The sequence below is a fragment of the Rhodopirellula halodulae genome, from assembly GCF_020966775.1.
GTDB lineage: Bacteria > Planctomycetota > Planctomycetia > Pirellulales > Pirellulaceae > Rhodopirellula > Rhodopirellula halodulae.
The window spans coordinates 179,008-194,366 of record NZ_JAJKFV010000002.1 but is presented as its reverse complement, the minus strand read 5'-3'; the positions used below and the strand labels follow the sequence as shown (position 1 = coordinate 194,366).

The 15,359-nt window shown below is 56.2% G+C and carries 9 protein-coding genes; 3 read left to right on the top strand and 6 right to left on the bottom strand.

The features are described 5' to 3' along the window. Positions 1-9 precede the first annotated feature (9 nt). Positions 10-1,143, top strand: a complete 1,134-nt coding sequence (locus tag LOC70_RS01340) for a hypothetical protein (RefSeq protein ID WP_230251460.1) — start codon at positions 10-12, stop codon at positions 1,141-1,143. Positions 1,144-1,214: 71 nt separating this feature from the next. Here the strand turns inward: LOC70_RS01340 and LOC70_RS01335 are convergent, their stop codons facing one another. Continuing rightward, on the bottom strand, positions 1,215-2,483 hold the full coding sequence (locus LOC70_RS01335) for a lactate racemase domain-containing protein (protein ID WP_230251459.1): 1,269 nt from the start codon (positions 2,481-2,483) through the stop codon (positions 1,215-1,217). A 129-nt stretch (positions 2,484-2,612) separates the two neighbouring features. Here LOC70_RS01335 and LOC70_RS01330 point away from each other — a divergent pair, with 129 nt between their 5' ends. Both LOC70_RS01330 and LOC70_RS01325 read left to right on the top strand, forming a co-directional pair. Then, a complete protein-coding gene (locus tag LOC70_RS01330; protein ID WP_230251458.1) occupies positions 2,613-3,542 on the top strand; it encodes an ATP-binding response regulator in 930 nt (309 codons plus the stop codon). A gap of 4 nt (positions 3,543-3,546) precedes the next feature. Beyond that, positions 3,547-6,072, top strand: a complete 2,526-nt coding sequence (locus LOC70_RS01325) for a PAS domain-containing hybrid sensor histidine kinase/response regulator (RefSeq protein WP_230251457.1) — start codon at positions 3,547-3,549, stop codon at positions 6,070-6,072. 51 nt (positions 6,073-6,123) lie between these two features. Here the strand turns inward: LOC70_RS01325 and LOC70_RS01320 are convergent, their stop codons facing one another. From LOC70_RS01320 to LOC70_RS01300, 5 genes are all read right to left on the bottom strand, one after another. Continuing rightward, complete coding sequence (locus LOC70_RS01320) at positions 6,124-9,072, bottom strand: RecQ family ATP-dependent DNA helicase (RefSeq protein ID WP_230251456.1); 2,949 nt, start codon at positions 9,070-9,072, stop codon at positions 6,124-6,126. A 239-nt stretch (positions 9,073-9,311) separates the two neighbouring features. After that, positions 9,312-9,722, bottom strand: coding sequence for a DUF3467 domain-containing protein (locus LOC70_RS01315; RefSeq protein WP_306796853.1), 411 nt, complete (start codon positions 9,720-9,722; stop codon positions 9,312-9,314). A 201-nt stretch (positions 9,723-9,923) separates the two neighbouring features. Then, positions 9,924-12,161 (bottom strand): hemolysin D, encoded by a 2,238-nt coding sequence (locus LOC70_RS01310; RefSeq protein WP_255712667.1) that lies wholly within the window; start codon positions 12,159-12,161, stop codon positions 9,924-9,926. Between the two features lie 65 nt (positions 12,162-12,226). Beyond that, positions 12,227-13,138, bottom strand: a complete 912-nt coding sequence (locus LOC70_RS01305) for an efflux RND transporter periplasmic adaptor subunit (protein ID WP_230251454.1) — start codon at positions 13,136-13,138, stop codon at positions 12,227-12,229. Between the two features lie 71 nt (positions 13,139-13,209). Then, positions 13,210-15,261, bottom strand: coding sequence for an efflux RND transporter periplasmic adaptor subunit (locus tag LOC70_RS01300; RefSeq protein ID WP_230251453.1), 2,052 nt, complete (start codon positions 15,259-15,261; stop codon positions 13,210-13,212). Positions 15,262-15,359: the final 98 nt, after the last annotated feature.

The following is a 15,359-nucleotide window of genomic DNA, read 5'->3' as shown; positions in this document are numbered from 1 at the left end:
AAGAGAGCGGTGGCGAAACGAGAGCGGTTCGTCCACGGCATCGGTACGTCGCGAGTCACGGTGGAACAAGCGGGCGACAACCGAAGTCAACTTGGATGGTCATTCGATTTGGATGACTTTGATCGCGGACGGAAGACTTTGCCCTTTCGATCGCAACCGATACCAGCGGGGGAGGTGCGGGTGAGAGCCTGTGCCAGGATTGCAATGCGCCATGACCACACGGTCACATCATCGCGAGACACCCTCATCGATCAGGTGTATGGTCCCGCCACGTCGGGCACCAAAGTGCAGCGTTCCGCACGCGTGATCTTGGCGAGTCTTGTCCTGGTTTGCCTTCTTGGGCAAACGGGATTCGCTCAAGACGGCTCCGAATCGCGTCGTTTCTCTCTGTTGCCGCAGTCGGGCCCGCCGCGAATTGGTTCGGTGGCGCATCGGCAAGAGATTTTGAACGCTCTGCCAATGGAACGGCTAACACCCGAGGCCAAGCAACGGATCTTGGGAATTGCGGAGAAGCCGACTTTGTTTCGTCGGTTGCCTTCGCAGATCATTCCGTGCGACCGCGACATGTTCCTGTTCCTGACTCGGAACCCCGATGTATTGGTGGGCCTTTGGGATTTGATGGGCATCACCAAAGTGCAGTCGACTCGCACGGGGCCTTACCAGCTCGACGCCAGCGATGGTGTGGGGACGTTGTGCCGAGTCGATTTGGTGTACGGCGACGCCAACAAGCACATCTTCGTGGTCGATGGTTCCTACGACGGAAAAATGACGCCCACCGAAATTCGCGGCAAAGGCGTGTTCGTTTTGGAATCCACCTACACCGTGGGCGACGACGGCAAGACCCGCGTGTCGGGAGTGCTGGATTGCTTTGTGCAGCTGGACAGTCTCGGCATCGATCTGATCGCTCGGACCATGAGTCCAATCATCGGTCGATCAGCCGACAGCAACTTCGAACAAACCGCTCAATTCATTGCTCAGGTCAGTGAAGCCAGCGAACGGAATCCATCGGCGATGTTGGACATCGCGGGACGATTGCCTCAGGTGAACGAAGCAACGCGAGATGCGTTTGCACAAACGATTCTCGGCGTTGCCCGACGTGGTCAACAAATCGCCGCGACGTCGCCGCATCGCACAGCTCAGTGATTGCCAATCAAGCAATCATGTTTGGCACAGGGTGACATTGTTTGGTGGCTATCGACGCGGCACCAAAGTTGTCAGTTCAGAGGTGCTTCCCACAAACCCAGTGCCGGGTTTTGCACGAAGTAAAACTCGGAACCGTCTTCATCGGTGTGGAAGCCGTCTTCCAACTTGGTCACGTCGTAACGTTTCATCAACGCGTCGAGATCACCGGGTGTGAAACCAACCGATGAGATTTCTTCGTCGGTGAGTTTGCCGGCGGCGTAAACGACTTCGAATCGGTTCTCGGGCGATCCGTGCACCAAGTGAGCCGCGGCGGATGGATCACCGGCGAGGTCTTCGTTCTCGGCGACCAATTGCATCACTTCGGCTTTGGTTCGATAGCCGTACTTGCGAATCAATTCATCGATGCGAGGGTCTTCGCCAAACTCTTCCACGGCGGGACCGAGGATCGTCAAACGCCCACCGGTGGCAATGGCTTTTCGGGTTCGATAGATCGCCTTGTTACCCAACCAGGTGCTCTTGAATTCGTCCGGATCCAAGTACGCGACCACGTGTTGTGGTGCTTTGGGAAGATGCGTGATGTTGACCTTGCGTGCGAGTTCCGCGGCGGCGAAGAATGTTTCGTGATCGTCGCCAATAAACAGACCTCGCGTGTGTTTCGTTCCATCCTTCATTTGCTGGATCACGGTCAATGCGTACAGCAGCGGCATGTCTTGGCAGAAGTGATCCGAAGCGTAGTTCAGTATCTTGCGAAGCGGCGTGTCAGCGACTCCCAGCGTGTCGTCGATCCCGACCATCGCGCTCAGGTAGTGACTCTCGTTGATCCCGGTGACGCCCCCCGTACCAACGAATACGTTCTTGTTGTAGTTGGCCATCCCGATGACTTCGTGCGGCACGACTTGGCCGAGTGAGAAGATCAAGTCGTGGCCACCGTCGCGAAGCTTGCGGTTGACCTGGGCGGGCCAACTCTTTGTGTAGATCCCGCCCGTCACTTCGCTGACGAATTCGGCCGGGACTTGGCCAAGTTCCACCACGTCCTCTCGCCAACGGTGCGGACGAAAAAGATCGTGAGGAACGCCCGGGAACATGTGGTCGAGCTGGGCGGGCTTCATGGGCGTGTGCGTTCCCAACGCCGGCATGATGTCGGTGATCGCATCGCCGAGCAGCTCGTGACACAGCACCGTCAATTCACCCGCTCGACTGAACAATCGAGTCGCATCGGGAGGCAACAGCAGGACGCGTTCGGGCTTTTTGATCGCGGAAAACGTTTCCTTCAACGCTTCTCGCAAGTCATCCGTTGTCAGCGAAGTAGTTTCAGATCCAACGGAGTAATAGAGGGTCATTCGGTTTGCTCCTGCGACAATTTTGAAGGGGGATGCACATCTTCGCCGCCGTTAACCCTAAGATAAGGGGTGGCAAGTTCACCAGAACAACGCCCGTCCTGCTTGCTCAACATGAAAGAGGTAGATGCGATGGCCAAGATCTTACTCGTCGAAGACAGTGCAACCCAGGCGGTGGAGATGACCATGTTGTTGCAGGAGGCGAATCACGAGGTGGTGCACGTTGCCAATGGTCAACTCGGGCTATCGCATTTGAAAGAACAGGCACCGGATATCGTCATCACGGATCTGGAAATGCCCGAAATCAATGGTCTGCAGTTGGTGGAATGCATGCGAGCGGACTTCTCGCACATCCCCAGCATTCTGGTCACCAGTCACGGCAGCGAGGAATTGGCCGCGGAAGCGCTCCGTCGTGGCGCGGCGGGTTATGTTCCGAAGACGCGAATGAGCGATCTGCTCAATGACACCATTGTTGATGTGCTCGGTGTGATCCGCAGCGATGCGTCGTACGCGAAGTTGATCTCGACGTTGAAAAAGAATGTCTTCGTGTTTGATCTTCCTTCGGATCCAACGTTGATCTCTCCGCTGGTTGGATTGTTGATGCAAGTCAGTGCGGGGATGGAGCTTCTGCCCAGCATTGAAATGGTTCGTTTGGGCGTGGCACTTGAACATGCGCTGACCAACGCCATGTTGCATGGCAATTTGGAAATCCCACGCGAGCAACAACCAACGCATGGCCAATTGGCTCGGGAAGGAATGATCAACGACGCGATGAAAAAGCGGCTGTCGGAAGAACCGTACAAGAGTCGGTTGGCACATGTCGAAGCAACCGCATCGGAGCACGCCATTCGGATCGTGATCACGGATCAAGGCCCGGGGTTTGATACGTCCAGCGTTCCACAAGCCGGTGAGTTGGATGCGAGTTCGCTTGCGGCCAGTGCGGACGGTGTCGGACAAGGCGACAAGCAAGGGTTGGTGTTGATTGCGAGCTTTGTTGATCAGATGTGGTTCAACGACGAAGGCAACCAAATCACGTTGGTGAAACGATGCGGTGTTGAGTGAACCGATGAGTCATGTTTCTGAATTCCAAACGTCAGCAACGTACCGCGCGTTGGCCAATGCCCTGCCGCTGAACTTGTTGATCAAATCGGCGGATGGGCGCCGAGTGTTCGCCAACGATTCGTATCTGAAATGGCGAAACGTCACCTGGGACGAGTTGGCGGGCAAACGCGATGAGGACTTGTTTCCACCTGAGATCGCGCAGAAGTACCGTGCTGATGACCAACAGGTGATGGACACAGGCGAGCCCTTGCACAGTGTCGAGTCCACTCGGTTGGGCGACAATTCCATTGGCTGGATCGAACGGGTGAAGACGGCGGTTCATGATCACCGCGGCAAGTTGCTGGGCATTCAGGTTCTTTTTTGGGACGTGACCGCAAAGGTTGAAAAGGAAAAGGCGTCGCAGTTCGAGCAATCGTTGCTCAACACATTGCTCGCGAATATTCCGGATTCAATCTACTTCAAAGATGTCGACAGCCGTTTCATTCGAGTCAGTCAAGCGATGGCGCAGAAGTTTGGTCTGCAAAGTGTGGAGCAGGTACACGGCCGAACTGATGCCGACATTTTCACACCCGAGCATGCGGAAGCGGCTCGCAAGGATGAGTTGACGGTGATCGCGACCGGTGAGGCTTTGGTCGATCGAGAGGAACGAGAGACTTGGCCCGACCGCGAAGACACATGGTGCATGACCACCAAGATGCCGCTACGCAACGAGGAAGGCGACATCATTGGGACCTTCGGGATTTCGCGTGACATCACGGAACTGAAACGATCGGAAGCGGCGCTGAGAGAAGCGGTTCGGATGGCGGATGCCGCGAATCGTTCCAAGAGTGAGTTTCTGGCCAACATGAGCCATGAGATTCGCACGCCGATGAACGCACTGATTGGGATGGCGGACTTGCTTTCGCAAACCGACTTGGATGCGGATCAACAAGATTACGTGCAGATCATTCAGGAGTCCTCCAATGGGCTGTTGCGACTGATCAATGACATCTTGGATTTTTCGAAGATCGAAGCCCGCCGGCTCGAACTCGAATCGGTTCCGTTCTCTCTTTCGAAAACGGTGGAGTCGACGCTCCGCTCATTCGCTCTGCCCGCCTCTGAAAAAGGGTTGGAGCTTCAAAGTGCGATCGCGACGGAGTTGCCTGATCGATTGATGGGAGATCCCGGTCGAGTGCGCCAGGTGCTGACGAACTTGGTCGGCAATGCGATCAAGTTCACCGACAACGGGGGCGTGCGTTTGGAGGTGGATGTTCTGCTTCGGGAGGAAAATCCTCTCGACTCGAATAATGGCGATCAGCCATCGGGCAAGGTGGGGCGTCCCGATCTGGTGACGCTGCGATTGAGTGTCCGAGATTCGGGAATTGGCATCCCTCCGGCTCAACAAGACGCTGTTCTCAATCCGTTCACGCAAGCCGATGCTTCCACCACGCGTCGATTTGGAGGCACGGGATTGGGACTCAGTATCAGCCGCCAATTAGTCGAACTGATGGGCGGGAAGCTTGTTCTGCAGAGCGAGGTCGGAGTCGGAACCACATTTTCGTTTGAATTGCGAATGCCGGTTTGTCCGGAGTCCGTGCCCAGTGAAGATGACGACGAAGAAGAAGATTTAGGAGGAGCGTCCCATCAACGGCTCGCTCCTTTACGGGTCTTGGTCGCGGAAGATGGTGTGACGAACCAGCACGTGATCGCCGGGTTGTTGCGATCGCTTGGGCATCAGTGTTCGATCGCCAGCGACGGACGCGAAACGCTCACGAAGTGGCGGTGCGAAGAGTACGACGTCGTTTTGATGGACATGCACATGCCAGTGATGGACGGCTTGGAAGCGACGCGCGCGATCCGGCAGGAAGAACTCGGAACCAGCCGGCACACACCCATCATCGCGTTGACCGCCGCGGCGATGAGCGAAGACGCGGCGGCGTGTCGGGCCGCGGGAATGGATAGCTACCTGACCAAACCGATTCACAGCCGCAAACTGCGAGAGGCTCTGACGCCCTATCAAAAGGAACTGCCGCAAAGTGACGACACTTCGCTCGCTGAAACCATCGACCAAACGCCGGTGGATCACTTGAAACTCAGCGACGACCAGAGTTCTGTGACGATCAACGCGGCTCACGCAGCCTTCCCCTCGGCCGGATCGACTTCCAACGCCATTTCGTTTTCGTCGAACACGTTGGGATGTTTGGATCTGGATTCTGCACGTTCGCGAATTCCTGGTGGGACGGCGGGGGTGCTTCGTTTGGCGTTTGTGTTCCGGACGGAATGCGAGCAATTGGTTTCCAAGTTGTCGGATGAAATGCCGGCCGGCCTGAATGACGATGCACGTCGAACAGCTCACACTTTGAAGGGAGCATGTGGACTGCTGGGGGCGAAGCAGTTGCAGATCGCGGCGGAGCGAATTGAAGAAGCTGGCCGAGAAAATCGGGTCGCCGACGCACCGCAATTGCTGGACGACTTGAAGCGGGAAGCGGAACGTGTGCTGGCAGCCGTCGATGAGCTGCTCTCTCAATCGGGCAGCCCCGACGAGGCTTGAAGTCGTTCGGGAAGGCCTGAGCCGTGAAGGCACCAACCCTTCGCTGGCGAGCTACTTCAAGTTGCGGAGTCGTTTCGCATTGGCAGGTGAATCGGCCCAGTTCGGATCGATGGTTTGTCCGGCTTTGGCTGCCGCGATCAGATGGTCCACCAAGACGTCGGTGGGCTCACCACGGATCTCGGCGACTTGTTGCAAGGTGTAGCCATCTCGGCACAGACGCCACGTCCAGTATTCATGACGCCACGCGGACGGATCGACGGCAACGGTCTCGGCTTCATCAGGAAAGACGGATGGCTGGGCGGGCTTTTGCGTTGGTGATGACTTGGTGGGTGTGGCTGGTGTGGCAGTCGGTTGGGGCGTCGGTGTGGATGTTGTCGGGGGAAGACTGGATTCGTGTTCGGACAACGTGTTGGCAATCAATTCCAGCAAATCGCTTCCGTAAGCCTCGATGAATTCGTCGGATACGCCGGAGACACTTTCGAGCTGCGTCACGTTGGCGGGTTTGGATTGAACCAGTCGTTTGATGGTGGATTCTGAGAGAATGCGATGGGGAGCGACGTTAAGTGCCGCGGAACGTTTCCGCCGAAAACGTTTGATGCGATCACTCAAGTCTTGATACAGCAATTCCGAAGCATCGTTGGACGTGAGTGGCTCCGGATCGGTCGGTTGAGTGGCTTCGGTCGCGATGGACGGTTCGGTTGCGGGTGAGGATGGCGCGGGTGGGGATAACGTGGGGCCGACGGAAGTTGGCACCATGGGAGCGTCGCCAGGTTCTTCCTCCGCGACATCTCCCGATTCGATCTTGCTCGCGATTTTTGCCAGCTTCTTCGCGAGCGGAAACTTCAGTTGCAACGTGCTCGGAAGTGGCACCTGTCCATTCATCACGCTGCGACCAAGGTCCGTCATGTGAACGGTGGGCCGCCGTTCGTTCAGTTCTTTCTGATCCAGCAAACCAACGGTCAGCAGTGAGTCCATTGCGTCGGTCAGTTCAGCCTGCTTCATTCCCGATAGCATGCCGTAAGTGCTGAGGCGACTCAGCCGAAGCTGGGTGACCTTTTTGTTCTTTGAGCCGGCCAGCATTTGGGCGATCAGGTTCTTGCCCAGTCGTCCATGCGTCCGGGTCACGCCGCTGAGGATCACTCGCACCGCGGTGGTCAGTGCGGACATGTCCAATCCAGGCTGGTCACTGAGTCCGCCGCCGACCTGCAGTTCGTTCGCGGTTGGAAGAGTGTTGCCGGCTGAGTTCGTGCCGGTTTCCGCGGGCATGCAGTCGCCCGCAGGATCGCAGTGGTCGCACTTGCCACATTCCGATGCGTTGGGGTCGCCGAAGTAATTGAGGATCACATGTTGGCGACACGACGTTGACCGTGCGAAGTCGATCACCGCTTCCAGCTTTTCGTATTCGGCCTTCTTGCGCCGCGCCAGTTCATCAAAGTCGATTTTCAACTGATGAAAGGGCACGTCGCGACGCATGATGTGAACGGCGCGTCCGCGGAACGGCGGGATGTAGTCGAACGACTTCAGCTTGGTCAGTTCACGCAGTGTCCGCGTCAGTTGTTTGCGTTCCACTCCGGATCGAGTCGCCAGGTAGCTCAAACGTACAAAGACATCTTCGCCGCGTCGCGAACCGACGATCTTTTCGATCCCCGTCATGACTTGGCGTTTGAGTTTGGCTTCCGGCGGCAAAAAGTCCAACAAGGTGGGGGCGTCGCTGTCGATCCGCAGCACGGCTTGGTTGGCACTGGCGTCGAGTCGTCGCAACACACCTGCTTTCGAAAGCAACGTTTCGGATGTCCCAATGGCTTCGCTGCCATCACGCACCCCGATTGCCTCGCGGACCTGATCCAGCGTCAGCTCGATCGGATCTTCATCGCGAGACAACAGGTATTCGTGAACCTTCTTGACCGTTTCGCGAGACGGGTACCGATTCTCGATAAAGAACTCTTGGATTTGCCGGTCGGCATAGGCGAACAGCAAGCAACACTGGCTCATTTCGCCGTCGCGTCCGGCGCGGCCCGCTTCTTGGTAATAGGCTTCGAGCGAGCCGGGCATGTTGTAGTGAACAACAAATCGAATGTCCGATTTGTCGATCCCCATCCCGAACGCGTTGGTGGCAACGATCGCGGACAGATCGCCATTCATGAACGACTCTTGGACACGACGTCGTTCGTCCGGATGCATGCCCGCGTGGTAAACGCCCACATGGCGACCGGTCTTTTCCGGCAGCCATTCAGCGATCTCTTCACATCGTTTTCGCGTGGCACCATAAATGATGCCCGCACCAGATTGCTTGGCCAAGTAATCACGCAAGGCGTTCTGTTTGGCAACGTCGTTGTTGCAAGGCGTGACCGAGAAACGCAGATTGGTGCGAGCGAAGCCGGTAACAAAGATCTTTGGTTGTTTCAGGTTCAACAGTTCGCAGATGTCGTCGCGAACCGTTGGGGTGGCGGTGGCGGTCAGGCCAATCGTTTGCACTCCGCCGAGGTAGCGATCCCGAAAACGACCAAGGCGCGAATAGTCGGGGCGGAAATCGTGTCCCCATTCGCTCACGCAGTGAGCTTCGTCGACGGCCAGCAAGGTCACATTGGCTTTGGGAACCACATCTAAGAAGCGACCGTTTCGCAATCGTTCCGGTGCGACGTAAATCATGTCCAAACGACCGGCCGCCATTTCTTCCATCACCGATTCTTGCTGGCCGTGCGACTGCGTGCTGTTCAGCAACCGGGCTTGGATGCCGCGTTTCTGTAATGCGTCGACTTGGTCCTTCATCAGTGCGATCAGCGGTGACACGACGATCGTTGTGCCCTCACGCGCCAGCGACGGCAATTGGTAGCACAGGCTCTTTCCACCGCCCGTCGGCATCACGCACAGACAGTCCGATCCCTTCGCCAACGCGTCCACCACGTCTCGCTGTCCGGGACGGAACTGCGTCAGTCCGAACTTTGGCAGCAGGGAATCCGGATCAGCGGAGCGGTTCGATTGGGATGCGATCGACGACATCCGATCTTTCGTGGCGAGGGAGAATGTTCAGATTGCAGGGCCATCACACAAATTCGATGGCGGTCGGTGCCATCATCGGGGATACCGCGTGCCAGTGCTACCTCGAACCATGGGCTGAATCGAACCACTGCATTCTGAATTGCCCGCGTGTTTTGCTTCGCGGTCGGCCCGGCACAAAAAAAGCCATCTCGCTGAACTCAACGAGATGGCTTTGGGAGTCTCAAGAAGCTCTCAGTCGATCACGACTTGGCAGGAGCTTGTTGCTGTTGCTGCTGTTGCAGGCCTGGACGAACTCGTTTGTTGATGTCCGTTTCCAAAACGCCGAAGACCGACTCGTGACGAGCGACCGACATTTGAAGAGCAGCCAACAAACGTTTCGCAGTGAAGAAGTTCACGATGATGCGTTGCTTGACTTGGATAGGTTCCTTTGGCACACCGATCGGTTGTGGGTTCAGACCAAAGTCGATGATCAGTTCTTCGGGCGAACCGGTCACGCGGCAGAAGTTCGCGTAGGTTGCAACGGCGTTGTCGTCGTTGACCTGAACTTGCACAGGAGCCTGAGCTTGGCTTTGAGCCTTTTCAGCTGGAGCGGCTTTTTCTGCTGCTGGGGCTTCTGCCGTCTTGGTTTCGTCTGCCATCAAAATCTCCAAAAAATCAAAAGGGGAAAGGTAACGTTGAGATTCGCGTGTTTGGGGCCAATGTAGTGATCCCCCCCAACGTCGCAACGCGAAAGCGACGGGTGGGGATCAAGAATCTGTGTTTTTGAAACGCCTTCGATTCCAGTGAGGTTTGATCGAGTCAAAGAAGCGAATTCGCGGCAAATGGGAAAGGATGTTGGAAACCTAGCTCACTCAGAAGTCGAAGTTGAAAGTTTTGATAATGACTCGCCACAAACGTGCTCCTAGAGACATCGGGTCGACATGAACCTTGGCGGCACCTCGGTATCCGGGCCGCAGTGGCCAATCGATTCCCTCGATCGGAACACGTGCTTGATACGAGACGCTTCGTGGTTTGATCTGTCCGGTTTGTGGGTCGATTTCGGTTTGCAGGTTGCCACCGGTTTGGCTGGACATGGACGCCGATGCAGCTTCCAACGGCTTCTTGGAAATCTCCTGGATGGAACCATGAAAGGTTTCCAAGCGACGCGAATCCAATTTCAGGTCGACTTCTTGTGATTCACGGACCAACTGACGATCGCCTTGGTCGATGATCAGCACCGCTTCAAAAGCTTCGGGCGAACCGATTTCGCAGATCAAATCGTCGGCGGTCAGCAGCGCACCGCGATTGCGTTCTTGCAGTGGCGTGCCGGTCCAACTTGGTAGACGCCCATCACTGGTGTCTTGTTCCTTTCTTTCCGGCGGAGGAAGTACAAAACCGTCACGTTTTGCGCGAACGTTCAAGCGATCCAATTCTTCTTGCGTCTTCGCCATCAATGTCTCGATGGCTTCCAACATCTCTTCTTGAATCTCGATCTGGATTTTGGCGGAGGTGTCATCCAACCGGCGTGACTTTAAGTTGGCCAATTGAACTTTCGCGAGATTGCGTTCGCCCTGAAGTTCCGCCAGTCGAATCTCCAGTTCAGGATTCTTCAGCATGGCGATGGTGTCACCGGCACTGACCAAAGTTCCGACCGGGACGGTCTCTTCCACGCGACCAACCACGCCGGCGTAGACCATGCCAGCTTGACTGGGGCGAATTTCAAACGCCGCGTCGATGTGGTGCGGCAAAGGGATGTAGCACACCGCGGCGAGGATCACGCCCGCAACGGCGAGCGTCGTTAACAACGGTCCGCGTTTCACTTTTGACAATCTCCCAGGTGTGCGAACAAATTTCCAAGTTTGAATGACGGGTTGGGCCACCAAACCCGAGAAGCCGATCACGGCCAGGATCCGTCCCAGTGCTTGCAAGCCGTAAGGCTCCAAGACTTGCATCACGAACCACACGATCGAAAACACCACCACCCAGCGGTAGATCACGCTGGCAACGGTGAACATCGCAAACATGAATCGATTGCGGGTTGGCAAGAATGGGTCCTCTTGCAGTTCCAATCCCAAACACGTGGTTTGGAACCAACGTTTGAGAACTTCGGTGCTCTTTTGACGGAGGTTAGGAATCTCCAAGTAATCCATCAAAATGTAGTAGCCGTCGAAACGCAGCAGCGGGTTCCCGTTGACCAAGACCGTGCTCACGACATTCAAGAACATCATGTTGAGGCACAAGTCATTGACCGTCGTGCCTTGTTCACTGAAGAACCAAACAAACGCGGCGATCGAGGCGAGGATCATCTCGACGTAGATCCCGCCGGCACCGATCCAAATGCGTTTCCATTTGTTGGGCAACATCCACGAGTCGGACACGTTGCAATAAAGACATGGTGTGAACACCAGCAACATGAAGCCAATTTCGTGGCATTCGCCGCCGAACTTCTTGCAGCTCAACCCGTGACCAAATTCGTGAATGACTTTCACGATGGCCATGGTCGCCGCCAAGATGATCCAGCGATCGGCTGCGAAGAATTGGTGGAAGGTCGGTAGCTTGGCGTAAACTGTCTGGTACTGCGTCGCGAGCAGCAAGGATGCGGCGAAGAACAAGCCAATGAAGAAGAGCAACGCGGGGACCGTGAACACCCAACCGAAAATCGGCAGCATCCGGTTCAGGATCTTTTCTGGGTCGATGCCACGGAAACGGATGGCGAAGACGTTGGAGAATTTCCCCAGCAGCTCTTTGTTCTTTTTCTTGCGTCCGCGTTCGCGAAGCGACTTTCCTTGACCGGGTGAATTACTGATCACCAAGCCGCTGCGGTGCAGCATGCCGATGAATTGTTGCAAGTCACCAAAGGTGATCTTTTGCGGCGCGAACCGCTGTTCGAAGCCGTCTTTGATTTGCTGCAAACTGACATGCCCGTCCAGCATGTTCAGGATGAAATACTCTTCGTCGTGAAAACGAAAGTACTGCAGGCCAACAGGCTCTTTGACCACCCAGTACCCTTGTCCCTGGTAGTGGTGGCGGCTGGCGGTCAAGTCAGGACGTCGGCGCACGGTCAGTGCACGTGACGAACTGCTTACCAGTGATTCAGCCAAAGTGGTCATGGAGTCAAGCTACGCGAGAGATCAAGTTGCGAATGGTTCAAAGAAGCGATTGAGAAGAGTTGCAATCACTGAAAAATGATTTCCGCATCCATACCGGGTTTGACCATCCAGTTGCCGTTGCTGTCCTTGCGATTGTCGATGTCGACCCAAATGCGATAGCGTTTCAGCCCATCGACTTCGCTGCTGACAAAGCCCAGTTGAGCGTTGGTTTCGTAGTCTTGGTCGGGGTCGGCCGAGTTGAATACGCGAACCACAACTGGTGCGCCCGCGCGAGCCATGCCGTTGGACTCGATGGCACTGATGTCGCCAACCACTCGCAGGCGATCCAGTTGCACCAAGGTGGCGATTGGTGATCCTGGTTGAACCCATTCGCCAAGCTGAGCGATTCGCATTTCGATGTAGCCATCAAACAAAGCCGTGATGCGGCGACGATCCAGTTCGAACTCGGCGATTTCACGTTCGCTGCGTTTTGCGATGTACTGCGCCTCGGCAATTTTCTTTTGCATCTCTGCCAAGTCGATCCGAAGCAGAGCTCGGATGGCTTCCAGCACTTTCTTCTTCATCTCGTAGTAAGGCGTTGCACCTTTTTCGTACAGCTCGCGAAAGGACTCCGCCTCGGCGCGGGCCAGTTCTTCGTTGTTGCGAGCGTCTTTGAGATTGACTTCGTTGGCCGCGTTGAGTTGAGCTTCCTTCTCTTCCGCTTTCTTGAATTCCAAGGCCAACCGAGCGGACGTGTCGTCGACCAGTGCGAGCAAGTCGCCTTTGGAAACACTCATGCCCTCTTCGATCGGAAGTTCAACCAGCTTGCCTTCGACCTCGGCAGGGATGTCCACCTTGCGGATGAATTTGACAGAACAGTTTTGCGAGACTGTCGACGGATCGGTTGCGGATCCAGTTTGAGCCGTCGCCAAGTCAGCACTGATCAACGCGGTGCCGATGCAAGCCATTGCTGCAAAGATCAAACGCCAGGTGTTCATCAAGGGAAACTCGTGGTGGGGGTCAAGAAGAGAAGGGAGAGGAGAGAAGGAGTTTGCGAAGCGTTTCGGAATCAGAACATGAACTTGTAGAGCCACTCGAGCACCTCATGCAGCAGTACAAAGCCGCTGGCACGTTTGCCGCATTTCACGTCGGCGGTCAGCTTGGTGCCGGGGCTGGGCGACAACTTGTTCAGTTCCGTTAGGTCGGGCAGGACACGCATTTTGATGATCGAGCCATGCTCTTCGCTGGTATCCGCGCGAAGCGAAATGTTTTCGACGGGGAGCTTGCCCGGCAGAGCTTCGTCCGGGTTGGATGCCAGGATGTAATCCACATCGAGGACTTGCGTTTTGTTTTTCTGAATGAACTCATCCAAGTGACCTTCACGTTTCTCCGGCATCTCAACTTCGAGATACATGGGTTTGGAGAGATCCGCGATTTCCATCAGGACTTGGCCCGTTTGGATCGGTCGGTTGAGCAGCATCTTCTCGACCTCCCACGAAACAACGATTCCGTCGATGGGCGATCGCACAATCAGATCCGCGGCTCTTTGCTCTTTCAGCTCGAGCTTGGCCTGTTGTGCCTTGAGCTTGGTGCGGACTTCGACTTCTTCCAGTTCAATTGCCAATCGCTCCGTGGGCTTCAGTTGCGAGCGATTTTGTGACTGCGTCAGAATGCGATTCAGTTCCGCCATCGTCGTGCGGATTTGCCCACGCAGATCTTCAATTTCGATATCGATGTCCGGGTTGATCATCTTGACCAGTGGATCACCGGCTTTGACCGTCGAGTTGTGGTCCACCAGCACTTCACGGACCTCGCCGTCGATTCCGGCGAAGACTTCGCGGCGGGCTTCGGCTTTCAAGGTGCCTTCGGCTTCCAGGTCGAACTCCATCGGGATGAAGATCAATCCGCAGATCAATGCGGCAATGCCCGCGATCACACCGACAGTCTTGGGCAGGGTGCGAGCCCGCAGAACCCAGGTGGCGCGACCGAGTGTCCGCCACAGCGGCATCAGGAAGAGATTCGAGTGTGCTTGCGAATTCGCGATGGCTCGAGTGCCGTGTTCGAAAACCAAGTCACAACGTTGGCGGAAGATTTCCGGCGGCAGATCTGATTCGATTTGTTCCACGATCAACGCACCGATGACTTCGCCGCGGTGAGCGTTGTCGCGGTCGACTTCTCCGGCGGCACCCACCTCGGCTTCGTGACCGAGTTTGCGTTGTGGTTCACGCAGCGGAAGGACGGCCAAGTTGCGGCCGTAGGAAAGGTCGACGTAATCCTCGAGGGCTTCTTCAATTTGCGGCGGCAGATCTTCCGTGGACCCGTCGTGCCAAAGAGGTTCGCCGGCGGCGACCACTCGAGTTGCCAGGACGTTCAGGGCTGCAACGATGTTCGAGCGATTCTCGATGGTGTCTTGGCCGCTGATGGCCTCCACCTTGCACTTGCGGCCTTTCTTGATGGCCACGCTGACTCGGTCGCAGCCGATCAATCGGCGGCCTTCGTTCGCGACGATGGCGGCGGTTTCTTTGAGATCGAGTGATTCGTGAGCGGCGCGGGCAAACGAGTCGGCTTGTTGCCAAAGGGTTTGGCGATCACCGAGTGTTCGCAACTTTTGGCTGCGAAGCCACTCCGCCGCCAATTCGCACATCTGCTGTAGGAACCGCAGGTAGCCACGTTGGGTATCCGGTGCCGTGTCGGGGCGTTGGAAGATCTCAATCAAGCCGTCCTTTTGTCCGTCATGCTGCAGTGCACCCAGCACCAACAGATAACGGGTCGGGTTTCCTTCCGCGTCGCCGTCGGTCGTTCCGCTGTAGGGCGGGACCAAAAGAGATTGGCCGGCGGCCGCGGCTCGGCGGATCAATCGGTTGTGTCGATCGGCGTCTTCCGTGCCTTCGTTCAGAATCGAAGGTTCCGCATTGATTTGGTACTGCAGCCGTAGTTGTTGGTCGTCATCGAGCAACCAAATCGCACCACCGGCGGCTGCCAGGGCGGTGATGATTTTCGAAAGCAGCTCTGGATAAAACTCCGAGGCGGTGGCACCGCTCTTTGAGAGAGCTGCGATTTCGTTCACCAAACCACGGATCTGTGCTTTGGTTTCTTCGACCGTTTGTTGGTTGACCGACATGGGCCTGCTTGACTGCTCGGGCGAGAAGGGGGCGGAAACGTCCAGTGGGGCCGACACTACTTAAACATCCGCCCAGATCGCCACGGGAAGTGACGTCA

Bases quoted from the DNA above. Each gene is read 5' to 3' on its own strand.
- LOC70_RS01335 (WP_230251459.1), bottom strand. From the start codon at position 2,483: ATGACCCTCTATTACTCCGTTGGATCTGAAACTACTTCGCTGACAACG.
- LOC70_RS01330 (WP_230251458.1), top strand. From the start codon at position 2,613: ATGGCCAAGATCTTACTCGTCGAAGACAGTGCAACCCAGGCGGTGGAG.
- LOC70_RS01325 (WP_230251457.1), top strand. From the start codon at position 3,547: ATGAGTCATGTTTCTGAATTCCAAACGTCAGCAACGTACCGCGCGTTG.
- LOC70_RS01320 (WP_230251456.1), bottom strand. From the start codon at position 9,072: ATGTCGTCGATCGCATCCCAATCGAACCGCTCCGCTGATCCGGATTCC.
- LOC70_RS01310 (WP_255712667.1), bottom strand. From the start codon at position 12,161: ATGACCACTTTGGCTGAATCACTGGTAAGCAGTTCGTCACGTGCACTG.
- LOC70_RS01305 (WP_230251454.1), bottom strand. From the start codon at position 13,138: ATGAACACCTGGCGTTTGATCTTTGCAGCAATGGCTTGCATCGGCACC.
- LOC70_RS01300 (WP_230251453.1), bottom strand. From the start codon at position 15,261: ATGTCGGTCAACCAACAAACGGTCGAAGAAACCAAAGCACAGATCCGT.